This is a genomic window from Candidatus Polarisedimenticolaceae bacterium, from assembly GCA_036275915.1.
Classification (GTDB): domain Bacteria; phylum Acidobacteriota; class Polarisedimenticolia; order Polarisedimenticolales; family DASRJG01; genus DASRJG01.
In genome coordinates, this window is record DASUCV010000013.1 from 1 (window position 1) to 23251 (window position 23251).

The 23251-nt window shown below is 68.8% G+C and carries 13 protein-coding genes; 6 read left to right on the forward strand and 7 right to left on the reverse strand.

What is annotated here, in order from left to right; all coding sequences use genetic code 11:
- Positions 1–4017: proprotein convertase P-domain-containing protein (locus tag VFV19_11445; GenBank protein HEX4824913.1), on the reverse strand; the 4017-nt coding region annotated here is incomplete at its 3' end.
- Positions 4018–4164: 147 nt separating this feature from the next.
- Positions 4165–5661 carry a hypothetical protein gene (locus tag VFV19_11450; GenBank protein ID HEX4824914.1) on the reverse strand — a complete coding sequence of 499 codons (1497 nt, stop codon included), beginning with the start codon at positions 5659–5661 and terminating at the stop codon, positions 4165–4167.
- 26 nt (positions 5662–5687) lie between these two features.
- On the opposite strand from VFV19_11450, the gene VFV19_11455 reads away from it, so the two are divergent.
- From VFV19_11455 to VFV19_11465, 3 genes are read left to right on the forward strand one after another with little or no spacing between them, the layout of a single operon-like run.
- Positions 5688–7217, forward strand: a complete 1530-nt coding sequence (locus tag VFV19_11455) for a glycosyltransferase family 39 protein (protein ID HEX4824915.1) — start codon at positions 5688–5690, stop codon at positions 7215–7217.
- Positions 7214–8737, forward strand: a complete 1524-nt coding sequence (locus VFV19_11460) for a glycosyltransferase family 87 protein (GenBank protein HEX4824916.1) — start codon at positions 7214–7216, stop codon at positions 8735–8737. The genes VFV19_11455 and VFV19_11460 overlap by 4 nt, the downstream gene beginning before the upstream one ends.
- A gap of 27 nt (positions 8738–8764) precedes the next feature.
- Positions 8765–12139 carry an AAA family ATPase gene (locus VFV19_11465; GenBank protein HEX4824917.1) on the forward strand — a complete coding sequence of 1125 codons (3375 nt, stop codon included), beginning with the start codon at positions 8765–8767 and terminating at the stop codon, positions 12137–12139.
- An 8-nt stretch (positions 12140–12147) separates the two neighbouring features.
- Here VFV19_11465 and VFV19_11470 read toward each other — a convergent pair whose 3' ends face one another.
- The 4 genes from VFV19_11470 to VFV19_11485 are packed head-to-tail and all read right to left on the reverse strand — an operon-like array spanning position 12148 to position 17469.
- Positions 12148–13989 carry a serine hydrolase gene (locus VFV19_11470; protein ID HEX4824918.1) on the reverse strand — a complete coding sequence of 614 codons (1842 nt, stop codon included), beginning with the start codon at positions 13987–13989 and terminating at the stop codon, positions 12148–12150.
- A gap of 5 nt (positions 13990–13994) precedes the next feature.
- Complete coding sequence (locus VFV19_11475) at positions 13995–14345, reverse strand: cupin domain-containing protein (GenBank protein ID HEX4824919.1); 351 nt, start codon at positions 14343–14345, stop codon at positions 13995–13997.
- Positions 14346–14374: 29 nt separating this feature from the next.
- Positions 14375–14866 (reverse strand): hypothetical protein, encoded by a 492-nt coding sequence (locus tag VFV19_11480; protein ID HEX4824920.1) that lies wholly within the window; start codon positions 14864–14866, stop codon positions 14375–14377.
- Positions 14863–17469, reverse strand: a complete 2607-nt coding sequence (locus tag VFV19_11485) for a PAS domain S-box protein (GenBank protein ID HEX4824921.1) — start codon at positions 17467–17469, stop codon at positions 14863–14865. Before VFV19_11485 ends, VFV19_11480 begins: the two co-directional genes overlap by 4 nt.
- A 210-nt stretch (positions 17470–17679) precedes the next feature.
- On the opposite strand from VFV19_11485, the gene VFV19_11490 reads away from it, so the two are divergent.
- The 3 genes from VFV19_11490 to VFV19_11500 are packed head-to-tail and all read left to right on the forward strand — an operon-like array spanning position 17680 to position 22618.
- Entirely contained in the window at positions 17680–18342 is a 663-nt protein-coding gene (locus tag VFV19_11490; GenBank protein HEX4824922.1) for a TetR/AcrR family transcriptional regulator, read from the forward strand.
- The gene (locus tag VFV19_11495; protein HEX4824923.1) at positions 18339–19469 is read left to right on the forward strand and encodes an efflux RND transporter periplasmic adaptor subunit; all 1131 of its coding nucleotides are present in this window, start codon (positions 18339–18341) and stop codon (positions 19467–19469) included. Before VFV19_11490 ends, VFV19_11495 begins: the two co-directional genes overlap by 4 nt.
- Before the next feature lie 11 nt (positions 19470–19480).
- The gene (locus VFV19_11500) at positions 19481–22618 is read left to right on the forward strand and encodes an efflux RND transporter permease subunit (GenBank protein ID HEX4824924.1); all 3138 of its coding nucleotides are present in this window, start codon (positions 19481–19483) and stop codon (positions 22616–22618) included.
- A 90-nt stretch (positions 22619–22708) separates the two neighbouring features.
- On the opposite strand, the gene VFV19_11505 is transcribed toward VFV19_11500, so the two are convergent.
- On the reverse strand, positions 22709–23248 hold the full coding sequence (locus VFV19_11505; GenBank protein HEX4824925.1) for a Uma2 family endonuclease: 540 nt from the start codon (positions 23246–23248) through the stop codon (positions 22709–22711).
- Positions 23249–23251 lie beyond the last annotated feature (3 nt).

Sequence of the window (23251 nt, forward strand, 5' to 3'; positions counted from 1 at the left end):
GGCGATCTCGTCGAGGCCGCCCGAATACCAGCGGAAGAACTGGTCGAACTGGAGGGTGACGACCGGCGAGCCGGTGAGGTCGAGGGCGGGGGTGATCAGCTCCTCGTCCTGCGTCGCCCCGACGCCGGCGGCGTCGCTGTCGACGATCGCGACCGGCGACTGCAGCGGGGCCGCAAAGACGCGGATGCCGGGGTTCCCCGTCGTCCAGCTCTGGGCCAAGCCGCCGCCGGTCCCGTTGTTGACGACCGTCCACGTGGGCGGGATGCCGGCGTTGAAGTTCTCGTTCAAGACCGTCCCCGTCGCCCCGAGCGGCCGCCCGAGCGGAACGGCGAAGCTGCCGTTCCAGCTTCCGAGGGACGAGCTGATCGTGATCTGGAACGGCACGGTGCCGCCGCACGACAGGTTCGTCGGAAGCTGCGCCGTGAAGTGAGGTGCCAGCGAGTCGGCCGACCCACCGATCGAGAGGGCCCCGAACGACGCGGTCCCGTTGACCATCGTGACGCCGGGCATCGGCGAGGTGATCGTCGCGGTGACGCCGGTGAGCTTCGACGTGCCCGTGTTCGTGAGCGTCACCTTGAATTGCACCTGCTCGCCCGCGTCCCAGAAACCGTTCCCGGAACCGGGGCCGCCACCGGGGCAGGTGTCGGCGACGACCGCGCTCGAGGTGTACGACGCGCGCGGCCCGCATGGTGTCGGCGGCACCGTGATCGTGACCTTCCAGTTGTTGAGTGTCCCGGTCTCGCCGGCGAAGTCGTCCTCGACCTTGAGCTTCCACGCCCCGGCGGAGTTCATGCCGTCGAGCACCGAGAGCGGGAACTCGGGGCGATAGGTGCCGGTGAACGGGGCGAGGCCGGTGCCGATCGAGGACGTCGCTTCGTCGTCCAGGACGGTCGTCGTGAAATTGTCGCCGCTGCCGCCGCGCTGCACGATGAGCGGGACCTGCGTCCCGTTCGGCGCGATGAGCGTGACGGTGAGATCGCTGTCGTTCGTGTGGGTGATCGTCAGCGTCACGTTGACGTCGAGGATCGTCGTCGCGTCCGGGACGTTGATCGTGCTGATCACGCCGTTCGAGCTGGCGTCCGGGATCGGGAGCGGCGTGTCCAGGCTCACGTAGTCCTTCTGTGAGATCTTGCCGGTCGTGAAGCTGTAATACGCGCCGGACGCGGTGTCGGTCGTCGCGTTGCCGACATTGTCGGTCGAGGCCGCCGAGAAGAAGTACGTCGTGCACTCGGCGAGTCCCGCGATGTCGACGGCGTGGTCGTAAACCTGCGCCGTGTTGCCGAGCGTCGTCGCCGGAGGCACGGCCGTGCCGTACTTGACGACGCTCGTCGAGGGCTCGTTGGTCTTCCACGCGACGCGGGCCGAGTCGAAGGAGACCCTCGACGCTTCGACCTTGGACAGCACCGGGCCAGAGCAATCGGCGAGCGCGGTCGTCTGGCGCGGGAGGTTCGTGCCTCCCTGTCCGTCGTCGGCGTCGATGTAGCTCGCCGTGATGAGGTCGCCGGTCGTGATCGAGAGCTGGCCGTCGGCGGCGGGGGCGTTCGTCGTCACGGCGATCGTGCCCGCGTAGGTCGAGCCGCCGGCCGGGCTCAACGTGACGATCTCGCCGCCCGGCTCCGTCGTCGAGGCGATCGTGACCGTGACGTTCGGCCCGGGGACGTTGCCGTCGACCACGGTGACGGCGATCGTCGCCGTGCAGTTGTAGGCGCCGGCGTCGAGCTTGATCGACCCCGCGAACGGCTGGGGCGTGATCGCGAGGCAGTTCGAGACCGGGCCGTCGCAAGCCTGGTTCGCCGTCCTCGCCTGGACCCGGTAGTACTCCGCGAACCCGTTGACGAGGCCGCCGTCGGTGTAGCTCGTCCCCACCGGCGACGCGACGATCGTCGAGCCGGCGGCGCAGGAGGCGTCGTTCCGCAGCACCGCGTACTTGGTCGCGCCGGGCACCGAGCCCCAGGAGAGCGCGGCGGACGCCGATCCGACAGTCCCCGAGAGCACCGGCGCCGTGAGCGCCGGGCAGCTCGTGTGGTTCTGGTTCGTCGTATCGGTCGCGAGGCCGCACGCGATCTTGTGCCGGTTGAACGCCGCGTAGATCGCCGCCGCGTGCGGGGTGCCGTTCGAGAGGTTGCCGTCGTCGTCGTCGGCGAAGCGCAGCTTCTGGAACCACGCCACCGCCGAGCAGCCATCGGAGTTCGGCGGAGCGCAGTTGAACGAGTTCCCGCCGGAGCCGTTCCGCGACGTGTACCAGATCCTGTCCGCGAGCTGCCACGCGCTCGCCGCGTCGAGGCCCGAGGCCGGCAGGTCGCGCGTCGCGAGGTCCCACATCGCCTCGCCGGGAACGTACGCCTCGCAGTGCACCTCCCGGCCGCAGGGGCCGCTGCCCGCCGGGCAGAAGCCGGTCGTGAAGCCGGTCGGCGTCGCCGGCGTCTGGCTCGCGTGGGCGGCCCAATCCATGTCGCGCAGGCCGGTGCACGAGAGGCACTGGTCGCCGTAGCCGCTGCAGTTCCTGCCCGGCTGAAAGCCGCGGCCGATGCAGGAGTTGTGCGTCGACATCAGCGCGGTGACGTCGGCGTACGCCTCCGACGGATTGTCGAATCCGCCGCCGTCGTTCTGGTCGAGGCCGTGGCCCCACTCGTGGAGGAAGACGCTGGCGATCTCGCCGGAGTTCGCGCATCCGCCGCCGGACTTGAAGAAGTTGACGCTGCTGCCGCTCCAGTACGCGTTGCAGGTCTGGTTGAGGTTGACGTTGTCGGTCAGCGTCTGGAAGAGCCACGGGCGGTTCGGCAGCCACGTGCGCGCGTGCTCGGCGATGCGGTTCAGATGGTAGAAGCTCGTGCGCGCCGCGTGCGTGTCGCCCGACGTCTGGCCCGGAGGCGTAAAGCAGTCGGTGCCGGTGGCCGTCGTGCCGAAGTCGATGCTCGCATCGCAGGTCGCCGACTGCAGGATGGCGCCGCACGTGTCGTTGACGCGGATGTACTGTCCGGAGAGCGTCGACGACACCGGCTGACCCGAGATGCAGGCGTAGAGCCCCATCGCGCTCGAGAATTGCGTCGATTCTCCGATCGTGAAGTCGGCATACGGCATCGGGTAGCCGGGCTGCTCGGTCCCCTCGGGTCCGATGTGATCGTTCGAGAACGGGTAGACGCCGCCCTTGACCTGCGCGTACTCGTTGTCGTCGAAGAAGGCGCGGACCGTGCCGTCGTGCGCGTCGACGAAGGCGACCCACGAGCCGGGCTGCCCTTCGATCTTGAGCGCGACGCGCCACACGAGCGCGGATCGGTAGCCGGCGCCGAGCGCTCCGTTGTACGCCGCCGGCGTCTCGCCCGCTGCGGTGTCCTCGCCGGGAAGCGGGACGATCTGGAGCGCGGGCCGCTCGACTTGCGTCACCGCGTCGTGCGCGTCGAGGCGCATATACGCCTCCATCCGGTCGAACGCCTCGGCGCCGGTGAGGTCCGGCACGGGGCTCACGTCGACCTTGCTCCACCGCGGCGCGCCGAAGGCGACGAGGCTGCCGTGGCCGACGAGGAAGACGTAGCGCTCGCCCGCGACCGGCACGCCCCCGACGGCGCGGTCGAAGACGACCTGCCACGCGTCGGGTGCGAGCGTCGTCGTGGCGTCCTTGTCGAAGACCAGCTCCGAATCGTCGGCGAGGAGGAGCGCCCTGTTCCCGCCCAGGAAGATCCGCGCCTTGGACGCGAGCGTGTCGGCCGTCGCCGATCCCGCTTCGACCCATCGGATCCCGCGACCCTGGACGAGGAGCGGCGCTCCCGACCGGCGGTCGAGGTAGACCTGCCAGTCGTTTCCGTTCCCGCGGCGGAAGCTCTCCCACCCCGCTCGCACCGGATCGGCGGCGGCGAGGCTCTCGACCGGCGTCGTCGCGACCCCGATCGACTCGGTCTTGTCGTAGAGGACGAGGTCGTCGAAGCGACCCTTCACTTGCGGGATCTGGAGCGCGTAGGCGCTCCCCGCGACGATGATCGCGACCCCGAGAGCCAGCCGCCGGACGCACGTCCCCCTCATCGATACCCTCCAGGATCCGCGGAAACTTACGGCGATTCCCGCCCCGACCCAACCACCATCGCCACCCGCAGGCCGGAAACCATAGCGGAAGTCGGCGCTCTCCGCCCTGGAAGAGGGGACAGCTTCCGAAACTCGGCGGGACGGCGTCTACCGTCCCCGCGTGAGGATCGCGGTCGTCGCGTCGCCGTAGACGAGGCTGAACCCCATCTTCTCGAGCGCCGCGACGTGCCCCTTGTCCTTCCAGTTCTTGAGATCGAGCGGGCGCGTCACGATCGTGCGGACATCGTAGCGGGCGAGGTACGCGACGAGGTCCTCGGGAGGACCGAGCGCCTTGTAGCTGCGGCCGCAGAGGTCGCGGTACTTCAGGTAGTAGCCCTCGCCGTAAGCGTCGATGCGCGAATCGATGACGACGCGGATCTTCGGGAAGAAGTTGAAGACGAGCTGGTCGCCGTGGCTGAAGGTGTTGAAGACGTTACCGGCGATTCCGTGGTCGCGGATGAATGCGATGGCCGCATCGCTCATCGGCGCTTGGTTCGCGAACCCGACGCGGTGGCCGCGCACGTCGCCGCGCGCGAGGACGGTCGCGATCCCGAGCAGGGCGAGAACGGTGCCGGCCGAGGCGAGCTTGCGTCCCGCAACCCCCGCGAGTGCCTTTCCCATCGCGTACGTCCCCGCGAGCGCGAGCCACGCGGTGAAGCGGATCGCGTCGGCGGCCATCCAGCCGAAGAGGGCGAGGAGCAGGAGCGCCGTTCCGTCGAGACGGCGCCAGCGGAAGGCGACGACCGCGATCAGGATCGCGGCATACGCGACGAAGGCCCAGAAGTACGGCGTGTGCCGCGCCTGCTCGCCAAAGGTCGAGGCGAACTCGACGATGTTGTCGCGGAGGTAGGCGAGGCGCGAGAACTGCGCGGCGTGGACGAAGAGGCGGACGCCGTATGGGTTGACGAGCGCGGCGAGCGCCATCGCGGTTCCGGTCGCCGCGAGCGGAAGCTGCACGGTCCTGATCCGGAACGGCCGCTTCGCGCGCAGGTCGTCGATCGCGCTCCCCGCGAGGAAGATCCACGGCAAGAGAAGCCCGAGCGTGATCGAGGCGTGCGTGTTCGCCCAGACGAGCGCGATCACTGGAAGAGGGGACAGCGAGAGATAAGGGGAATCGGTACCTGTCCCCCTACTCGCTTCCGCGAAGCGCGTGAGCAGGATCGTCGTGCCGAAGGCGAGGAGGAACGCGAAGATCTCGGGGCGCATCTGGAAGCGGAAGTTCATGACGGTGGCTGCGGCGAGCGCGATCAGTCCGGCCACCGTGGCGTCCGCGCCGAGTTCGCGCGCCAGGAGGAACGAGAGCAGGACGACGCCGCAGGCGAGCAGGCACTTGAAGACGATCATCCCGGCGTAGCCGGCGATCGGGTAGAGCGCGCTCGTCGCGACCGACGGCAGCCACTCGTGCGCCACGAACGGCAAATCGCGCGCCTCGGTGAAGGCGTACTCGATCGTCGGCGGGATTCCGTGCGTCGCCGTGATCTCGGCGCCGACTTTGAGCTGGAGCCAGAAGTCGCTCTCGGAGATCGGCGTCAGGTTCGAGAGGACGACCAGGAGTACCGCCGCGGCGAGGAAGACGACGGACGGCCGCTCGGAGCTCCGCTTCACGACGACACGTATACACTCCCCGCCGCGTGGGCTCCAAGCGACCGTTCGTTCCCGCATTGATCTTCCTCGCGGCCGCCGTCGTGCTGGTCGCCGGCGTGCGCCTTCGCCTCCGCACGATGCCTCTCGAGCGCGACGAGGGGGAGTACGCCTACTTCGGGCAGCTCCTCCTCCACGGCACGGCGCCGTATGCAGAGGCTTACAGCATGAAGCTCCCGGGGATCTTCGTCGCGAACGCGGCGATCGAGGGCGTCTTCGGACAGACGCCGGCCGGGATCCGCCTCGGGCTTCTCGCCGTGACGCTCGCGACGACGGCGTTCGTCTTTCTCGCGGGGTGGCGCCTCGCGGGTGCGGAGGCCGGCGCGATCGCCGCGGCGTCGTCGCTGCTCATGAGCGTGAGCGCTTCGGTCCTCGGATTCGCCGCGCACGCGACGCAGTTCGTCATCCTCTTCGCGGCGGCGGGGCTCTACGTCCTTCTCGAAGCGATCGAGCGCGAGAAGGCGGCGCTGTTCGCGCTCGCCGGTCTCCTCATGGGGGTCGCGATCACGATGAAGCAGCACGGCGCCGTCTTCGCCGCGTTCGGGCTCGTGTGGCTCCTCGTCTCGCGCGCGAGAGCGAAGGCGATCGGATCGTACGTTGCGGCAGCGATAGCGCCCCTGGTCCTCGTCTTCGCCTGGCTCGCGGTCGCCGGCGTCTTCCCGCGCTTCTGGTTCTGGTGCGTCACCTACGCGGGGAGCTACGCCACGTCCGACTCGCTCGCGCACCGGCTCGACGTGCTGACGTACCAGCTTCGCGCGACGCTCCCGCTCGCCGGCTTCGGCGTTCTCGCGCTCCTCGGCCCCCTCTTCGTCCGCGGCCGGGCGTCGCTCTTCGCGTCGCTCCTCGCCGTCTTCGCCGCGGCCGGGGTCGCCGCCGGCTTCTTCTTTCGCGCGCATTACTTCGTCATGTTGATCCCCGCCGTGGCGCTCCTCGTCGCGCTCGCATCGCAGGCGGCGTCGCGGCGATTTCATCCGGCGCTCGGCGTGGCGCTCGCGCTCGGTGCCGCCTCCGCGATGATCGTCGTCGAGCGCGCGTACCTCTTCTCGCTCTCGCCGGTCGAGGTCAGCCGCAGCGTTTACGCAGGGAACCCGTTTCCCGAGGCGGAGGTCGCGGGAAGCTGGCTGGGGGGCCAGATGCGCGACGGCGAGCGCCTGCTCGTGCTCGGCTCCGAGCCGGAGATCAACTTCTACGCGCGCCGCCGCGGGGCGACCGGCTACGTCTACATGTACGGCCTCATGGAGGAGCAGCCGTACGCCGAGCGGATGCAGCGCGACCTGATCGCGGAGGCGGAGGCCGCGGCGCCCGCGTACGTCGCGCTCGTCGGCGCGTCGACCTCGTGGCTCCGCGGCCCGCGCTCGAAGGACGACGTGTTCACGTGGGCGAAGCGGTACCTCGCGGTCTCCTACAACCGCGTCGGCGTCGTCGAGACCGGCGATCCGCCGCGCGCGACGTTCGGTCCCGACGCCGCGCAAGCGACGCCGCGCGCCGACGGCTCGATCCTGATCTTCAAGCGCCGATGAAGAAGCAGAGCGCGCGTGAGGCGAAGCCGCTGTGGGCGTGGACCCTTCTCGCGCTGGCGGCGCTGCTCGTCATCGCCGTGCGCCTGCGCCTCGCATCGTTCCCTCTCGAGCGCGACGAGGGGGAGTACGCCTGGATCGGGAGCGGCCTCCTGAACGGGATCGCTCCCTACCTGCACGCTTACACGATGAAGATGCCGGGGATCGACACCGTCTACGCGCTCGCGATGGCCATGGGAGGACGATCGGTGACGGCGATCCGCGTCGCCCTACTCCTGGCCAACCTCCTCACGATGGGAGCGATCGTCGCCATCGGACGGCGCCTTTGGGATGACGCCGCGGGAGCCGTCGCCGCGGCGGCGTACGGCGTCATGGCGCTCTCGATCTCCCTCATGGGCTTCGCGGCCCACGCGACGCACTTCGTCGTTCTCTTCGTCGTGGCCGGCTTGCTCCTCTTGCTTCGCGAGCGTTGGTTCACCGCCGGGATCCTCTTCGGCGTCGCGATCACGATGAAGCAGCACGGCGCGGCGTTCGCGTTGATGCCGCTCGTCCTCCGGAGAAATGAAAGAAAATGGGGACTGCCCCCAGTTCTATTCATCGCCGGCGTGCTCACGCCTCTCGCCGTCCTGGCGGTCGCGCTCGCGGCGGCCGGCGCGTTTCCGAAGTTCTGGTTCTGGAACGTCATCTACGCGTCGTCGTACGCCCGCGGCTCGACGCTCGCCGAAGGGGTCGCCAATCTCGCCTACCAGCTTCGGCTCATGGCCCCGCTCGCCGGGTTCGCGGTCGTTGCGGCAGGGGGATTCATCGCGTCGCGAAATCGGCTCGTCCTCGCGCTCCTCGCGGCGTCGGTCCTCGCCATCCTGCCCGGCCTCTACTTCCGGAACCACTACTTCATCCAGATGCTGCCGGCCGTGGCGCTCGCGGTCGGGATCGGCGTCGCCGTGGCGGCACGGCGATTCGGGTCCGGCGCGGGGGTCGCTCTGTTCGTCGCGTGCGCCGGCCTGTCGATCGGGCACGACGCGACGCTCCTCTTTTCGGCGTCGCCGGTCGCGTTCTCCCGCACCGTCTACGGGAGCAATCCGTTCCCCGAGGCGGTCGACGTCGCGGCCTGGATCCGCGCGCACACCGCGCCCACCGACACGATCGCGGTCCTCGGCTCGGAGCCCGAGATCTACTTCTACGCGGGCCGGCCCGCGGCGACCGGCTATCTCTACATGTACGGCCTCCTCGAAGAGCAGCCGCATGCGCAGGCGATGCAGACGGAGATGACCGCGGAGATCGAGGCCGCGAAGCCCACGATCATCGTCGCCGTCAACGTTTCGCTCTCGTGGCTCCTCCGCGAGGGCTCGGTCAACAAGATCTTCGCGTGGGCGGAGAACTACATCGCGCTCGACTACGACGAGGTCGGCCTCGTCGAGATCGGCGAGGGCGCGTCGAAGCCGATCTGGGGCGCCGATGCCGCCGGGACGATCCCCGGCGCCGAGAATTACCTCCTCATCTACAGGCGGAAGCCCGGCGTCTGAGAGGGTGCTAATCTCGATGCCAACACCATGGAATTCGAGGAGACACGCCAGCTCGATCCGGCCGACGTCCCCCGATTGATCTCGGGCACGACGCTCGCGCGCCGCTACAAGCTCGAGTCGGAGCTGGGGCGCGGCGGCATGGGGATCGTCTTCCGCGCGAGCGACCTCACGCTCGAGCGTGAGGTCGCGGTGAAGGTCCTCCCCGAGGCGGCGGTGACGGGAGAGGCGCGCGAGCGGCTCTTCCGCGAGGCGCGCGCGGCGGCCTCGCTCAACCATCCGGGGATCGTCGCGGTCCACGACGTCGGCGAGCACCTCGGGATCCCGTTCTTCGTCATGGAGCTCGTCGACGGGAAGGACCTCCATGCGCAGCCGCCGAAGACCCTTCAGGAGATCGTCGCGCTCGCGGGGCGGATCCTCGACGCGCTCGAGCACGCGCACGCGCACGGCATCGTCCATCGCGACTTGAAGCCGGAGAACGTCCTCCTCTCGCGCACGGGGGTGAAGCTCGCGGACCTCGGCGTCGCCTTCCGCGCCGACGCGCGGAGGGTCACCGACTCCGGGGCGATCGTGGGCACCGTGTCCTACATGGCGCCGGAGCAGGCGCTCGGCGAGGCGGTCGACGGCCGCGCCGATCTCTACGCGCTCGGCGTCATGCTGTACGAGCTGGTCACGGGGCGCCTACCGTTCGCGGGGAGCCGGCCGCTCGAGGTCGTGAGCCAGCACGTCCACGCGCCGGTGATCCCTCCGCGCGCGCTGAAGCCGGATCTCCCCGCGGCGCTCGACGCCGCGATCGTGAAGCTCCTCGCGAAGCAGCCGGCGCACCGCTTCGCTTCGGCGGCCGAGGCGAAGGCCGCGCTCGAGCGGGCGCTCACCGCCGCCCCGGCGCCCGAATCCGAAGCCGCGAACGTCGCGCTCCTCGAGGCGCTGGCGCGAGGCAAGCTCGTCGGCCGCGCCGACGAGCTGGCGGAGGCGCGCGAGCTCTGGCGGCGTGCTCAGGAAGGATCGGGGCACGCCCTCTTGATCAGCGGCGAGCCGGGGGCGGGAAAGACGCGCCTCGCGCGCGAGCTCCAGATCCAGGCCGCGCTCGACGGTGCGCTCGTCCTCACCGGCGCGTGCTACGAGTACGAGGCCGCCACCCCGTATCTTCCGTTCACCGAAGCGTTCCGGCGTCTCGTGCGCGACGAGCCCGATCGGGCGAAGCTCGCCGCCGCCCTCGGCGATTCGGCGCCTCGCCTCGCGAAGCTCGCGCCGGAGATCGAGGCGCGCCTGGGGCCATTTCCCGAGCTGCCTGCGCTCGCGCCCCACGAAGAGCGGCTCCTCTTCTTCGACGCGGTGGCCGAGGTCCTGCGCCGCGCAGCGCGATCGCGTTCGGTCCTCTTCTACATCGACGACCTCCACTGGTCCGACAGCAGCTCGCTCTGGCTCCTCGCCCACCTCCTGCGCCGCCTCAAGGACGAGCGCGTGCTCTTCGCGGCGTCGTACCGCGAGATCGAGCTGGACCGCTCGCACCCGCTCTCCTCCGCGCTCGTCGACTGGAACCGCGAGCGCCTGACCACGCGCCTCGCGCTCAAGCGCTTCGGAAAAGACCAGACCAAGGCCCAGCTCGAGGCGCTCCTCTGCGAAAGCGTCACGGGCGAGTTCGCCGACGCGATCTACCACGAGACCGAAGGCAATCCGTTCTTCGTCGAGGAGGTCTTGAAGTCCCTGATCGACCAGGGCTCGATCCGTCGCGACGGCGGCGGGTGGCGGCGCGACGACGTCCGCGACCTCGCGATTCCGCAGAGCGTCAAGGCCGCGATCGGCCATCGCCTCGACAAGGTCCCGCAGGCGGCGAGCGACGTGCTCCGCGCCGCCGCCGTCCTCGGAAAGTCCTTCGAGTTCCGGGAGCTGATGGCGGTCGCGGGAGAGAAGGGCGAGGACGCGCTCCTGGATGCCGTCGATTCCGCGGTCGCGGCGCAGCTCCTCATCGCGGGTCGCGACGAGAGCTTCGCGTTCACGCACGACAAGATCCGTGAGGTCCTCTACGAAGAGCTGAACCCGATCCGGCGCCGCCGCCTGCACAAGCGCACCGCCGAGGGGCTCGAGAAGATCGCCGCCAACCGCCCGATCTGCGCGGAGAAGCTGGCGCACCACTACGTCGAGGCGGGGGAGCACGAGCACGGTCTCACGTGGGCGAAGCGAGCGGGGGAGGACGCGACGCGCGTCTTCGCCTACGACGAGGCGATCGCCGCCTACCAGCGCGGGATCGAGTGCGCGCAGGTTCTCGGGCGCGACGACGAGGTCTTGGCGCTCGAGGAGACCGCGGGGCGCACCCAGACGATGGCCGGCAACCTCGTCGCGGGGCTCGCTCACTTCGAGCGCGCGCTCGCGCTGACGCAAGACCCGATCGTGCGCGCGGGCCTCCAGATCGCCGCCGCCGGCTCGCTCGTCGCCATCGGCGACATGCGCGGCGTCGACTACGTCCGCCGCGCCCTCGAGGTGCTCGACCCCAAGACGCGTCCGGTCGAGGTCGCGACCGCCCTCATGATCGAAGGGAGGTTCCAGCACCTCGTCGGCCAGCACCGCGCCGCGGCGGACCTCCTCGAGAAGGCCGCGGCGCTCGCCGTTCCGCCCGAAGACGCCGCGAGCCTCACGCCGCTCCTCGCGACGACGCTGACGCAGATCCACCTCTACACGGCAGGCGCGTACCAGCACCTCGGGCTCTTCAACGTCTCCGACACGTGGGCGAGCCGCTGCGTCGCCTACGGCGAGAAGTACAAGGTCCTCTACGCGCAGGCGGGCGGTTACGAGTTCCTCGGCGAGAACGCGTGGTCGCGCGCCGAGTGGACGAAATGCCTCGAGTACGCCGCGCTCGAGACCGAGATCGCGAACCGCCTCCACTCGCGCGAGCGGATGGCATGGATCGCCGCGTACTCGGGTTCGGCGTACGCGGGACTCGGCGATCACCGGCGCGCCGCCGAGGTGTTCGCGGACGGAATCGCGCTCGCCGAGATCGTCGGCGATCGCCGCGTCGCGCTGATCATGCACGCCTACCTCGGCCACGCGCAGGCGTCGGCGGGCGACATCGAGCTCGGCGCGGCCACCTCCGAGGCAGCGTTCGCGCGGGCCGAGGAGTCGAAGCTCCTCTACATGCGCACCGAGGCGCACCGCATCCTCGGCGAGATCCGGCGCATGCAAGGCCGCGACGAAGACGCCGTCGCCCTCTTCGAGAAGGTGTGGTCGCTCACCGACGGCACCGACGCCAAGGTCAGCCGCCTCTGGACCGGCGCTCCGCACGTCGAGGCGCTCCTGGCGCTCGGCCGCCGCGACGAAGCGAAGGCCGTCCACGCACGTTGGGCCGAGATCGTCGCGGCGAGCGAGGGCGCGCACTTCCAGCGTGCGGTCGATCGCTTGAAGCCCTAATAAAAGGACTACCGATGGGTCGTCAGCGTGCCGGCGTTCTTGAGCGCGGGCACGATCCCCCCACCGACGATCTCGTTCCTCCACCGGTTCCAGATCCCGCCCTGCCCGTAATTGCCGCCGGTGAAGACGACGACCATGTCGAGCTCGGGCACGACGATCAATAACTGACCGCCGTTGCCGGTGGCCTCGTAGTCGGGGATCACGCGGTCGCCGGCGCGGATGCCGTTCAGGTGCCACGCCAGACCGTCCTGACCCTTGAGGTAAACCTGGGGGAACGCGTCGGCGGAGAGGCCGGTCGTCTCGGGTGAGATCTCCTGGCGCGCGGCAGTCGAGGTCTTGACCCAGTCGGCGTCGACGATGCGGTGACCGCGCCACACGCCGCCGGCGAGATAGGCCTGGCCGATCTTCAAGAGGTCGCGCGGGCGCAGGTAGGCGCCGCCACCGAGGTAGCCCTCGCCGTTCGGCATGAGGTTCCAGTGCCACGCGCCGAACTGGAGCGGGCGCGCGATGGTCTCGTCGAAGAGCTGCGGGAGCCATGTGCCGCTCGCGGTCGTGAGCGCGGCGCCGACGAGATTGCTGTTCGCTGAGCAGTAGGCGTACCGCGTGCCGGGGTCATGCGCCATCGGGAGGTCGAGCGTGTACCTCCACCAGTTCGGCTCGCGCGTCTGGCTCTGCATCGTCCCCTCGTTGCCGGGGGAGGCGTCGTCGTTGTCGTCGCAGGCGAGGCCGGCGGTGTGCGTCATGAGGTGGGCGAGCGTGATCGAGGACTTCCGCGGGTCCACATTCGCGAACGGCCCCATCGGTGCAAGCAGGTCGTAGAGCTTCGTCTCCGGCGCGATCGCCTTTTTCCGCATCTCGAGCGCGCCGAGCATGACCGAGCCGAAGGTCTTCCCCGCCGAGCGAACGTCGTGGGGGCGGTCGCAGTCGAAGCCGTAGAAGTACTCCTCGAGGACGAGCTTCCCCTTGCGCGCGACGAGGAGCGAGTGCATGAGCACCGGGCGCTTTTCGCTCGGGTCGGCGTCGATGATCTTCTGCACGACGGGGACGAGCGCGGCCTCGTCGATGCCGGCGTCCTTGGCGCGCCCGGTCGTCCAGCCGTCGCCGGTGGCGGGCGGCACCTTGTACACGTACTTCGTTCCCGGCGGGCGCGGGTAGAAGGCGGTGGCTTCCTCGGCGGTGCAGCGGGTGAAGACGACCGCTCCGCCGGCGTCTTTCCAGTCGAGCTTCAACCGGTCGGGCGAGCCCAGGAACGTCGCCGTAATCCTGAGGTCCGGCGTCCTCTCGCCCGTAGAGGCGCTGAAGAGGACGACGTCGGCGGCGCGCGCGACGCGGAACTGTGAGGAGCCTCCGGTCGAGTTCCCTCCCGGGTTGCGGAAGGCGGCGACGAGCACGCCGTTCTGGTCGCGGAAGATGCGGAGCCACAGCGTGTAGGTGTCGTCGAGCGGACGGACGGTGCCGCGCCACGTCTTCTCCGAGCGCCTGAGCGTGAGCGGCGTCGCGAAGCCTTGTCCCGTGCGGTCGGCGCCGGTCGGGCCCTGGATCCAGTAGCCGTCGATCGTGCTCTCGTCCTTCGCGACCTTGCCGCGGAACTCGGCGATCCCTTGGACGAAGGAGAGGCGGATCTCGTCGCCCTTCGCCGGCGCCGTCGTTCCGAAGCCGTCGACGCTCGCACGCCAGCCATCGGGCGCGCGCTCGACCTTCATGTCGCCGGTGATGGAAGGACCGAACGAAGTCTCGTAATTCCAGATGCCGAGCAGCTCGTCTTCCGGCGCGGGAGCCGCGTCGTCCGCTCGCGCGCCGAGCGCGACGAGCGCGGCCGTCGCCATCGCGATGAGATGGGCGCTCTTCACCGCTCCTAGATCACACGGCGCGGCGCCGCGGTCGCCGGATCGCCGGTATTCGGCGTTCCTGTTCTCTCGATGAGCAGCACGTGGACCTCGTCCTCCGCGACAGGGCAATGCTCGACACCCTTTGGTACCACGAATAGCTCGCCTGGGTTCAACGTGATGTCGCCTTCTCGCAGGCGAATGATGAGGCGTCCCTTGAGGACGAGAAAGAAGTCGTCAGTGTCGTCATGTTTGTGCCACGTGAAAGTGCCCTTGAGCTTCGCGACCATGAGGTCGTGGCCGTTCAACTGGCCTACGACGCGTGGCTGCCAATGATCGGGAAATGTGGAGAGCTTCGCGGCGAGGTTGATGGGGTTCACGATGGGCTCCTCGAGAGGAGCATCATCGCCTACCTCAACCCCCACAGCATCAACCCGAACGCGACCATCCCCGGCGGCGCCGACGAGTACGCCAGCACCGCGATGAGCGTCTCCTGGAATGCGGTGCCGCGCGCGAGGCCGTGCGGCAGCTCGCCGACGAGGCGCAGCGTGTCGACGCCGACGCCGAGGATCGCGGCGACCAGGTACGCCGCGAGGATCGCGAGCGTCGCGTAGATCGAGCACCAGAAGGCGAGCCGCGCGGTCGTGGGTGTGAGGCGAAGGCGCGTCCACGCCAGTCCCTGTGCGAGGAGCAGCACGCCTTCGAACGCGCTCAGCGTGTGGACGGAAAGGCCGACGCGCTCGGAGCGCACGACCGGGACCAGGAAGCCGAAGAAGCAGGAGAAGAGGATGAGCACGACGCCGAGCTGGAGCAGGCGGTTCCCCTGGCGCGGGAGGATCTGGAGCGATTCCCACCGGAGATGGGCCTCGCGCTCGACGACGGCGAGCCCGCGTCGCGTCACGCCGCGCCGGTTCCCTTGAGCGCGTCACGCTCGGCGAGGATCTTCATGAGCACGACGTAGTCGACCGGCTTGACCATGTGGTAATCGAAGCCGGCGGCCTTCGACTTCCGGCGGTCGGCCTCCTGGCCCCAACCGGTCAACGCGACGACGGTCATGCCGCGGCCCCACGACTCGGAGCGGATGCGCCGGCACGCCTCGAAGCCGTTCAACTTGGGGAGGCCGATGTCGAGGAGGACGACGTGAGGGCGGAACTCGGCGGCCATCGTGACCGCCTCGAGGCCGTCCTTCGCGATCTTCGTCTCGTTGCCGGTCAGGTCGAGCAGCATGCTGAGCGACGCCGCGGTGTCGGGGTTGTCGTCGACGACGAGGACGCGACTCGGGCGGGGGATCGGCACCGTGTCCCGCTTCGAGCGGTCGCCCGGCACCACGTCGGCCTTCGGCAAGCCGGGGAGCGCGGGGAGGCGCACGATGAACTCGCTGCCCTTTCCCGGGCCCTCGCTCGTCGCCTCGATCGTGCCGCCGTGCAGCTCGACGAGGCGCTTCGCGAGCGTGAGGCCGATGCCGAGGCCGCCTTGCGTACGCTCGGGGCTGCGGTCGACTTGCGAGAACATCTCGAAGATGCGGCCGAGCTGCTCGCGCGTGAGGCCGACGCCGCTGTCCTTCATGGTGACGACCGCCGTGCCGTCGACGCGCGCCGCGGTGACGGTGATCTCGCCGCCGGGCTCGGTGTACTTGCACGCGTTGCTGAAGAGGTTCCCGAACACCTGGACGAGACGCAGGGGATCGGCGCTGAGATAGATCGGCTCCGGCGGCAGCGACATCGTGAGCCGGTGGCGCGCGGCGTCGCAGATCGGACGGCCTTGTTCCATCGCGTGGTGGAGGATCGACGCCAGCTCGACCTCCTCGCGCCGCAGCTCGACCTTGCCGCGGGTGATGCGGCTGACGTCGATCAGATCGTCGACGAGGTGGATGAGCTGGCCGAGCTGCCGCTCCATCGTCTCGCGCGGCTGAACGAGCAGACCTTCCTTGTCGGTGCGCTTCATGACCTCGAGTGAGTTCCTGAGGGGGGCGAGAGGGCCGCGCAGCTCGTGAGCGAGCGTGGCGAGGAACTCGTCCTTGCGGCGGTCGGCGGCGCGCAGCTCGGCGAGGAGGTCGCCGATCTTCGCCTCGCTCTTCTTCCGCTCGGAGATGTCCCGCGCGATCTTGGACGCGGCGACGATCTTTCCGGTCTCGTCGCGGATCGGCGAGATCGTCAGCGAGATCGCGACCTCGGAGCCGTCCTTGCGGACGCGGACCGTCTCGAAGTGCTCGACTCGCTCGCCGGCGCGGATGCGCTCGAGGATCAGGTCTTCCTCGCCGAGGCGGTCGCGCGGGATCAGGATCGTGATCGGCTTGCCGATCACCTCTTCGGCGGGCCAGCCGAAGAGGCGCTCGGCGCCGGCGTTCCAGGTCTGGATGATGCCTCCGGTCGACTTGCGGACGATCGCGTCGTTCGACGACTCGACGATCGCGGCGAGGAAGCTCGCGCTCGTGAGGCGCTCGGCCTTCTCGCCCTCGAGACGCCGCCTCTCCGTCACGTCGCGGAAGACGAGCACGCAGCCGAAGATCGTGCCGTCGGCGTGACGGATCGGCGCCGCGCTGTCGTCGATCCCGCGCTCGCCCCCGTCGCGGTTCAAGAGGACGGTGTGGTTCGCGAGGCCGACGACGACCCCTTCCCGGAGCGCCCGGCTCGCGGGGTTCTCGACCGGCTGGCGTGTCTCGACGTTCACGATCTTGAAGACCTCGTCGAGGGGCCGGCCCTTCGCCCCGGCGGAGGGCCATCCCGTGAGCGTTTCGGCGACGCGATTGAGCTCGGTCACGCGCCCGTCTGTGTCGGTCGTGATCACCGCGTCGCCGATGCTCGCCAGGGTCGTGCGCAGCTTTTCGTGCTCCTCGAACTTCTCGGTCGCCGCGCGGCGGCGGATCGCGACGTTGCGGTTGCTGAGCAGGAGGACGAGCCCCACGAGGACCAGGCCGAGGGCTGTCGCGACGGCGTTCGTCGCGAGCGCGATCGTCGCGCTCGTGCTCGCGACCGCGTCGCGCTCGGCGAGGAGATCGCGCTCGACGCCCTCCATCGCGGCGACGCGCGTCCGGATCGCGCCCATCATCTTCATGCCGCTGTCGCCGCGGACGACTTCGAGGGCGCCCGCGGCGTCGCCGTACTGGTGCATCGCCACCGTGCGCCGGAGCTCGGCGATCTTGCCGTCGATCTCGTGCGACAGCGCGGCGAGCTGCGCCTGCTGGCGCGCGTCATCGGCGGTGAGCCCGCGGAGATGCTCGACCGTGCCGCTCGTGCGGCGGAGGGCGTCCTCGTACGGCTCGAGGTACTTCGCGTCGCCGGTCAAGAGGTAGCCGCGCTGGCCCGTCTCCGCGTCGGTCAGCATCGTGAGCAAGCCTCGCAGCTCGGCCACGACCTCGTAGCTGTGGGACACGCGTCCCTCGGTCGCGGCGAGGCGCGTCATATTCGTGTGCGCGACGATGCCGCCGGCCAGAACCACCGCAAGCGCGGTGAGGAATCCGGCCACGACGAGGACGTCACGCGGTGCCGTCTCGCGTCGGGGCACGTTCAAGCTCTCGGGTTCGTAGAAAAGTGTCGCACGCTCCCACCTTTCTCTTCGGACCGCGTTTCCTCGACCCCTCGGGCAGTGTACGTCGCGCGATTCATCCCGTCTGTCGGGAGAATGCCCGCGTCCGGGTTGGGCGCTTCCCTACGCCACCGTGAGAATTTCGGCGGCCGCTCTTGACAAAGTCCATCCGTTTGTCACCATGCCTGAATGAGTATTCATTCAGTCGGTCAAGAGCAACCGGTCAACGGCCCCGACCACGCATCGGAAAGAAAGAAGCAGATCGTCCGCGCGGCGATGACCTGCTTCGCCCGGCGCGGGTTCCACGTCACGACGATGCACGACATCAGCGCGCAGGCGCAGATCAGCGTCGGGCTCATCTACCGGTACTTCGAGAACAAAGACGCGGTGATCGCGTACATGGCCGGCGAGCACCTGGCCGGCCTTCGCGAGGTCCTGGAGGAAGCGCGGAAGGCGCCGACGCTCTTCGAGGGCCTCAAGATCATCGCCATCTGCCACTGCGAGGAGGAGCCGGATCTCCAGCCGGCGTTCGTCGCCGATCTCTTCGCCGAGGCGGCGCGCAACGAGCACGTGCGCCTCATGGTGCGCGACGTCACGCAGTTCTTCATCGACGGCCTCGCCGAGCTGATCGCCGGCTCGAAGGAGGCCGAAGCCGCGCGGGTCGATCCGAAGACCGCGGCCGAGATCATCATGGATTCCACGCGCGGCATGACGATGCGCGCGATCGTCGATTCGTCGACGCTTTCGGCGAGCCAGATCCGCGAGCGCCAGCTCGCGATGCTGCGCGCGCTGTGGCCCCTTCTCTTCGCGTCCGCCGCGCCCGCGGCGACGCTCGAGCGGAGTTCAGCATGAAGCGGAAGATCCTCATCTCAGTGCTGGCGGTCGTCGCCATCGTTGTCGTGCTCGGCGGGCTCAAGACGCTCCAGATCATGGCGATGATCAAGAACGGCGCCGCGTTCACGCAGCCCGCGGAGACGGTGACCGCCACCGACGTCAAGCAGGAGACCTGGGAGTCGCTCCTCCACGCCGTCGGGTCGGTGACGGCGGTCCACGGCGTGGTCCTCAAGGCCGAGCTCGCCGGGACGGTCCTCGACATCGCCTTCGAGTCGGGCGCGAAGGCCACCAAAGGGCAGGTGCTCGTCAAGCTCGACACCTCGCTCGAGGAGGCGCAGCTCAAGTCCGCCGAGGCGCAGGCGGAGCTCGCGCGCCTGAACTTCGAGCGCGCGAAGGACCTCAAAAAGCAGGGGGTGATCTCGCAGTCCGACTACGACGCCAGCGAGGCGTCGTTCCGCAGCACCGCAAGCCAGGCCGACACGATCCGCGCGACGATCGGGAAGAAGACGATCCGCGCGCCGTTCTCGGGGCAGCTCGGGATCCGCTCGGTGAACCTCGGGCAGTACGTCGACGCCGGCGCCGAGATCGTGAGCCTGAACTCGCTCGATCCGGTCTACGTCGACTTCAATCTCCCGGAGCAGCAGGCGGGCCAGCTCAAGAAGTCGCTCGGGGTCCGCATCACGGCGGACGCGGCGCCGGGGGCCTCGTTCGAGGGGAAGGTCACGGCCTTCAACCCCGACGTCAACGCTTCGACGCGCAACGTGAAGGTCCAGGCGACGGTCCCGAACGCGTCGGGCGCCCTGCGCCCCGGGATGTTCGCGCGCGTGCAGGTCGTCCTGCCCGAGTCGCAGTCGCTCCTCATCATCCCGCAGACGGCGGTTCTCCACGCGCCGTACGGCGACTCGGTCTTCGTCATCAACGACGTCAAGGACGAGAAGTCGGGGCAGTCGGCCAAACAGGTCCAGATGACGACGGTGCGTCTCGGGGAGACGCGCGGTGACTTCGTCGCCGTCACCCAGGGGCTCAAGGCCGGCCAGACCGTCGTGAGCTCCGGCGTGTTCAAGCTCCGGAACGGCGCCACCGTCGCCGTCGACAATTCCCTGGCGCCCGAGGCGCGCACCGCGCCCAAGCCGCCGAACTCCTGATCGGGGGACACGTGCGCGCCTTCACCGATCTCTTCATCCGGCGGCCGGTCCTCGCGATCGTCGTCAACGTCCTGATCTTGATCATGGGCGTTCAGGCGATCCGGACGCTCAACGTCCGCCAGTACCCGCGGAACGAGAACGCGAGCGTCACGGTGACGACGGTCTACGTCGGCGCCTCGGCCGATCTCGTGCGCGGGTTCATCACGGCCCCGCTCGAGCGGTCGATCGCCGCAGCGGACGGGATCGACTACCTCGAATCCCAGAGCGCCCTCGGTCTCTCGACGATCACCGCGCGCCTGAAGCTCAACACCGACAGCCGCAAGGCGCTCGCCGAGATCGCGAGCAAGGTCGATCAGGTGCGCGGCGACCTGCCGCCCGAGGCGCAGGTCCCGGTCATCAACATCGAGACCGCCGACTCCCAGTTCGCCTCGTGCTACCTGAGCTTCAGCTCGCCGGTGCTCCAGCAGAACGAGATCACCGACTACCTCGTCCGCGCGATCCAGCCGCGCCTCTCGGCGATCGACGGCGTGCAACGCGCCGACATCCTGGGCGGCCGCACCTTCGCCATGCGGATCTGGCTGAAGCCCGAGCGGATGGCGGCGCTGAACGTCAGCCCGCAGCAGGTGCGGCGCGCCCTCGCCGCGAACAACTACCTCGCCGCGGTCGGGCAGACGAAGGGCTCGCTCATCCAGGTCAACCTGACCGCGAACACCGACCTCCGCTCGGTGCCGGAGTTCAAGCAGCTCGTCGTCCGCCAGGAGAAGGACTCGCTCGTCCGCCTGGGCGACGTCGCCGACGTCGCGCTCGGCGCCGAGGACTACAACACCGAGGTCCGCTTCTCGGGCGAGACCGCGGTCTTCATGGGGATCTGGGTCCTCCCGAACGCAAACTCGCTCGACGTGATCCAGGCGGTCCAGAAGGAGGTCACGAAGATCCAGGCCGACCTCCCGAGCGACATGAAGGCGAAGGTCGCGTACGACGCGACCGGCTACATCCGCGACGCGCTCCGCGAGGTGACGAAGACGCTGATCGAAACGCTGATCATCGTCATGATCGTGATCTTCCTGTTCCTGGGGTCGTTCCGGTCGGTCCTCATCCCGATCGTCGCGATTCCGGTGTCGCTCATCGGCGCGGTCTTCCTGATGCAGGTCTTCGGCTTCACCGTCAACCTGCTCACGCTCCTCGCGATCGTCCTCTCGGTCGGCCTCGTCGTCGACGACGCGATCGTCGTCGTCGAGAACGTCGAGCGGCACATCCGCGAAGGCTTGACACCGATCAAGGCGGCGCTCTCCGGAGCGCGCGAGCTCCTGGGACCGATCATCGCGATGACGATCACGCTCGCGACCGTCTACGCGCCGATCGGCCTCCAGGGCGGGTTGACCGGATCGCTCTTCCGCGAGTTCGCCTTCACGCTCGCCGGGGCGGTCGCGATCTCGGGGGTCGTGGCGCTCACGCTGTCGCCGGTCATGTCGTCGCGCCTGCTCTCGGCCGAGGCCGAGAACAAGGGCTTTGCCGGCCGCATCAACCGCGATTTCGACCGCTTCCGCAACTTCTACGGCCGGATGCTCGACCGGACCCTCGAGGCGCGTCCGGCGGTCTACGTCTTCTGGATCGGCCTCGCCCTCCTCTGCATCCCGATGTTCCAGATGTCCCAGAAGGAGCTGGCCCCGACGGAAGACCAGGGGGTCATCTTCGGCATCGTCGAAGCGCCCGCGAACGCGACGATCGACGACACGGTCCGCTACGCGAACAAGGCCGACGAGATCTTCCGCGGCGTCCCGGAGACCGCCTACACCTTCCAGCTCACCTTTCCGTCGTCCGGGTTCGGCGGCGCCGTGCTCAAGCCGTGGGGCGACCGCCCGCGCACCGCGTTCCAGATCCTCCCCGAAGTGCAGGGCAAGCTGTCCAAGATCCCCGGCATCAACATGTTCCCGATCATGCCGCCTCCGCTCCCCGGCGGCGGCAATTTCCCGTTCGAGGTCGTGATCGGCTCGACCGTCGAGCCGGACCGCATCCTCGAGGTCGCGAAGAAGCTGCAGGAAGCCGCCGCGACCGCCAAGCCGCCGATGTTCTGGTTCCCCCCGATCATCGACACCAAGCTCGACCAGCCGCAGACCGAGATCGACATCGATCGCGACAAGGTCGCCGCGCTCGGCCTCGACCTGACGCAGGTCGGCTCGGACATCTCGGCGATGATCGGCGGCAACTTCGTCAACCGGTTCAACATCGAGGGACGCAGCTACAAGGTCATCCCGCAGGCGCAGCGCGAATCGCGCCTGACCCCGGACCAGCTCCAGCAGATCTACGTCACCGGGCCCGACAACTCGCTCATCCCGCTGAGCACGATCGCGACCCTGAAGAACACGACCCAGCCCCGCACGCTGAACCGCTTCCAGCAGCTGAACGCCGTGAAGCTCTCCGGCGCCCCGGCCGTGCCGCTCGACAAGGCGCTCAAGTTCATCGAGGACGAGGCGCACAAGATCATGCCCGAGGGGTACGTCCTCGACTACACGGGCGAGTCGCGCCAGCTTCGCACGGAGGGGAACACCTTCCTTCCGGCGTTCGCGCTGGCGCTGACGCTGATCTTCCTCGTGCTCGCGGCCCAGTTCAACAGCTTCCGCGACCCCTTCATCATCCTCGCCGGCTCGGTGCCCCTCGCGATGTTCGGCGCGCTCATCATGACGTTCCTGAAGATCCCCGATCCGAATACGCACTTCTTTACGAACGGCTGGACGACGACGCTCAACATCTACTCGCAGGTCGGGCTCGTCACGCTGATCGGACTCGTCTCGAAGAACGGGATCCTCGTCGTCGAGTTCGCGAACCAGCTCCAGCGCCAGGGGATCCCGAAGTTGCAGGCGATCCAGCAGGCGGCCCGCACGCGCCTGCGCCCCGTCATGATGACGACCGTCGCGACGGTCGCCGGCCACTTCCCGCTCGTCCTCGTCACCGGCGCCGGCGCCATCGCGCGTAACTCGATCGGTCTCGTCCTCGTCGCCGGCATGTCGATCGGCACGTGCTTCACGCTCTTTGTCGTACCGTCGCTCTACATGCTCATCGCGCGCGATCACACCAAGGAAGGACGACTCCCCGAGGAAGAGGAAGACACCACCGGACACGGGGAGCATGAGCTCGCGTTGGGGGCGTGAGGAAGTTCACAGTCGACAGTTGACAGTTTTGACAGTCAAAGACAAAGAGGGGACGGCTTCCGGGAGACGGAAGCCGTCCCCTTCGTCTTTCTAGAGGTCGGAGAAGAGCGAGGCGAGCGGGACCGAGAAGCCGGGGAGAACGTCTTCGCCTTCGAGCGCGCCGTCGGCGGCGATGAGGCGCGGGGGGTCGAGAGACCGGTAGGTGGTTGCCAACCTCCTCCTTGGATCGATGACCCACACGAGCCTTCCGTTCGCGTGCAGGTATTCGGCAACCTTGATGAGAATTTCGCCGCGGCGATTCGTGGGCGAAAGGACCTCGACCGCCAAGTCCGGTGCGCCAGGGATGAACCGAAGAAGATTGTGCCCGGAGAGGCGTTCACCGCGAACGAACGCGAAATCTGGCCCGCGAACCGTGTCTGGACTGACTGACAGTTTGAAGCCGGTCGCGAAAAAAACCTTTCCCAGTTTGCGAGCCGCGACGAATTCGTGGATCCGCAGAAAAAGGCGCTGCCGCACTTGATCGTGCAAAGGCGACGGCAGCGGCTCCGCGACGATGAAACCTGCCACGAGCTCATGACGCTCATCGCTGTTCGGGAGCTCGAAGAGATCGTCTTCGGTCTTCAATTCCATCAG

Coding starts and splice junctions, on each gene's coding strand:
- VFV19_11495 (HEX4824923.1), top strand. CDS start 18,339: ATGAAGCGGAAGATCCTCATCTCAGTGCTGGCGGTCGTCGCCATCGTT.
- VFV19_11505 (HEX4824925.1), bottom strand. CDS start 23,248: ATGGAATTGAAGACCGAAGACGATCTCTTCGAGCTCCCGAACAGCGAT.
- VFV19_11465 (HEX4824917.1), top strand. CDS start 8,765: ATGGAATTCGAGGAGACACGCCAGCTCGATCCGGCCGACGTCCCCCGA.
- VFV19_11460 (HEX4824916.1), top strand. CDS start 7,214: ATGAAGAAGCAGAGCGCGCGTGAGGCGAAGCCGCTGTGGGCGTGGACC.
- VFV19_11490 (HEX4824922.1), top strand. CDS start 17,680: ATGAGTATTCATTCAGTCGGTCAAGAGCAACCGGTCAACGGCCCCGAC.